A 2811-nucleotide genomic window follows, 5' to 3' on the forward strand; every position below is an offset into this window, starting at 1 on the left:
GGGTTCCGCGTTCACCAGCAATAGAACAACTTTTAGCGAGGCTGGCGCGCGCATTCGAAGAGCGGCAGCTTTTTCCATTGGGACATAACGCGGACTTTTTTCATATAGATTGAGGCCAATATGGGTAGCGCCCGCTTTGGCGGCCGCATCCACCGTCACTTCGTCTTTGAGGCCGCAAATTTTGATTTGTGTGTTCATATTGGGCCCAATAGCCGACCATTTCACTCCCGTCATGCTGAACTTGGATGAAGGAGCTGTAGCTGCTAGAGAGTGCCCAAAATCGCCCGTGCAGCCTCGTCAGGGCTATCCGCCTTGGTGATAGGTCTCCCGATGACCAAGACGCTCGCACCGTCGTCACGGGCCTGTCTAGGCGTTACAGTGCGTTTTTGGTCTTCGGCAGTGCCGCCAGCGGGACGCAGGCCGGGAACCACGAAGAAACCGTCTTTCCATGCTTTCTTTGCCGCTTTTACCTCATGACCGGAACACACGATGCCATCAAGGCCTGCTTCTTGCGCAAGCGCCGCAAGCCGGGCGACCTGAAGCTCGGGGTTATCGGATACCCCAATGCGATTAAGGTCATGATCGTCGAGGCTGGTCAGTACGGTCACTGCAACCACTTTGGTGTGCAAACCCGCAGCAGCTTTGGCATCCTCCATCATCGCACGGCCACCCGCGGCATGGATGGTCACAATGGCGGGCTCAAGCACGTTGATCGCCTGCATGGCCTTTGCGACGGTATTGGGAATATCGTGCAATTTCAGGTCGAGGAAAATGGGAAGGCCCAATTTCTGCACCTCATGCACGCCGTGATGCCCGTTCGCGCAAAAAAACTCTAGGCCAAGCTTTATGCCGCCCACTTGTCCTCTGATTCGGCGCGTGAGTTCCAACGCATCGTCCAGATAGGGCGTGTCGATGGCTACGAAGATCGGGTTGGTCATATCGGGTCCACGGCTTTGTACGTTGGATGCGGGGATACAGGCGGTGGCGGGGGAGCAGACATGCTCCGCTGATTGCCCTCAAGTACAAGAATGCGCCGCTTCATCCGCCAGACCTGCGTAAGATGAAGAATGTAGACGGGCAAAAACCCAAGCAGGAATGCCACCACCACCAAGGCCGGTAATTTCGTGTCAAGGCGAAGCCCGCCCCACAAGCGGAGCGATACGGGCTGCCAATTGTTGGTCGCAAAAACAACCAGACCAACGATAACCGTGACCCAAAGCAGCGTTTTCAGAAATCGCATCGCGCGGTCTCTCCTTTTCACGCACATCTTATGGAAACTTTCCCCCTTTGGGTAGGGGTTAGTGTGTAATCCATGAAAGCATGACGAAATGCCACCGCGAAATCAGCCAAATACGCGGTCGAAAATCGTGTCGATATGCTTGAAGTGATAGTCGAGATTGAACCGGTCCTCGATTTCCGACGCTGTCATTTTGGCCGCGACATCCGGGTCAGCCTTAAGCAGTTCCATCAGCGATTCTGCGCCGTCCGATTCCCACACCTTCATCGCATTGCGTTGAACAATGCGGTAGCTGTCCTCACGGCTAATCCCAGCTTGGGTCAACGCCAAAAGCACGCGCTGCGAATGGACAAGCCCGCCCATGCGGTCGAGGTTTTTCTGCATACGCTCTGGGTAGATGAGCAGCTTGTCGATGACGCCGGTTAGACGCCCAAGAGCGAAATCAAGGGTGATAGTCGCGTCAGGCCCAATATAGCGTTCGACGCTGGAATGGCTGATGTCGCGTTCATGCCACAATGCGACATTTTCAAGCGCTGGCGTGACATAGCCACGCACCATGCGCGCAAGACCCGTGAGATTTTCGGTCAGCACTGGGTTGCGCTTATGCGGCATGGCCGAACTGCCCTTTTGACCGGGCGAGAAATATTCCTCCGCCTCAAGCACCTCAGTGCGCTGCAAATGGCGCACCTCGGTCGCAACGCGTTCAATCGACGATGCGATGACACCAAGCGTCGCAAAATACATCGCATGACGGTCGCGCGGAATGACCTGCGTAGAGACGGGTTCTACCGCAAGGCCAAGCTTGGCTGCAACATGTGCCTCAACTTCAGGATCGATATTGGCGAAGGAGCCAACTGCACCCGAAATAGCGCAAGTAGCGATTTCAGCACGGGCGGCGACCAGACGTTCGCGACCGCGGGCAAATTCTGCATATGCTTGCGCCAGTTTCATGCCAAAGGTCACAGGCTCTGCGTGAATGCCATGGCTGCGGCCGATGGTTGGCGTGAATTTATGCTCCATTGCACGGGTCTTTATAGCGGCCAGCAGCGCATCCATGTCCGCAAGCAACAGGTCCGTTGCTTGGGTCAACTGAACAGCAAGGCAGGTGTCCAAAACGTCGGAGGATGTCATGCCCTGATGCATGAAGCGCGCTTCGTCGCCTACTTGTTCTGCGACCCATGTCAGAAACGCGATTACATCATGCTTGGTCACAGCCTCAATAGCGTCAATGGCTGCAACATCAATCGTTGGGTTGGTATTCCACCATGTCCACAATGCCTGCGCCGCAGAAGCAGGCACAACGCCGCGTTCGGCGAGTGCATCCGTTGCATGCGCTTCAATTTCAAACCAGATGCGGAAACGGTTCTCCGGCTCCCAAATCTTGGCCATATCGGGGCGGGAATAACGTGGAATCATAAGAAACGCTTTCTGCTTGGTTCGGGAGTCGTGGTCCCGTTAGCAGGCGCACCGTTGGGCGTCAAAATGCGTGGCAAAAAAGAAGGGCGCGGGTTTTACGCCGCGCCCTTCCTGTTGAAGTTCTTAAGGGTTTAAAAATCGATCGACACACGACCATA

At 55.4% G+C, this 2811-nt stretch carries 3 protein-coding genes and 1 pseudogene; all 4 read right to left on the reverse strand.

Annotated elements, in window-relative coordinates:
• Window positions 1–198, reverse strand: a pseudogene (locus ACIQ2T_RS13035) (N-(5'-phosphoribosyl)anthranilate isomerase); the annotation flags it as partial.
• A 65-nt stretch (window positions 199–263) separates the two neighbouring features.
• Window positions 264–938: an orotidine-5'-phosphate decarboxylase gene (gene pyrF, locus ACIQ2T_RS13040; protein WP_397591178.1), complete on the reverse strand. Its 675-nt coding sequence runs from the start codon at window positions 936–938 to the stop codon at window positions 264–266.
• Window positions 935–1240: a hypothetical protein gene (locus ACIQ2T_RS13045; protein ID WP_397591179.1), complete on the reverse strand. Its 306-nt coding sequence runs from the start codon at window positions 1238–1240 to the stop codon at window positions 935–937. The genes pyrF and ACIQ2T_RS13045 overlap by 4 nt, the downstream gene beginning before the upstream one ends.
• A 102-nt stretch (window positions 1241–1342) precedes the next feature.
• Window positions 1343–2653: an adenylosuccinate lyase gene (gene purB, locus ACIQ2T_RS13050; RefSeq protein ID WP_397591180.1), complete on the reverse strand. Its 1311-nt coding sequence runs from the start codon at window positions 2651–2653 to the stop codon at window positions 1343–1345.
• Between the last annotated feature and the right edge of the window lie 158 nt (window positions 2654–2811).

The sequence above is a fragment of the Sphingorhabdus sp. genome (assembly GCF_044357595.1).
Taxonomy (GTDB): Bacteria; Pseudomonadota; Alphaproteobacteria; order Sphingomonadales; family Sphingomonadaceae; genus Sphingorhabdus_B.

Excerpts from the sequence above, each read along its gene's own strand:
- pyrF (WP_397591178.1), bottom strand. The coding sequence starts at position 938 with ATGACCAACCCGATCTTCGTAGCCATCGACACGCCCTATCTGGACGAT.
- ACIQ2T_RS13045 (WP_397591179.1), bottom strand. The coding sequence starts at position 1,240 with ATGCGATTTCTGAAAACGCTGCTTTGGGTCACGGTTATCGTTGGTCTG.
- purB (WP_397591180.1), bottom strand. The coding sequence starts at position 2,653 with ATGATTCCACGTTATTCCCGCCCCGATATGGCCAAGATTTGGGAGCCG.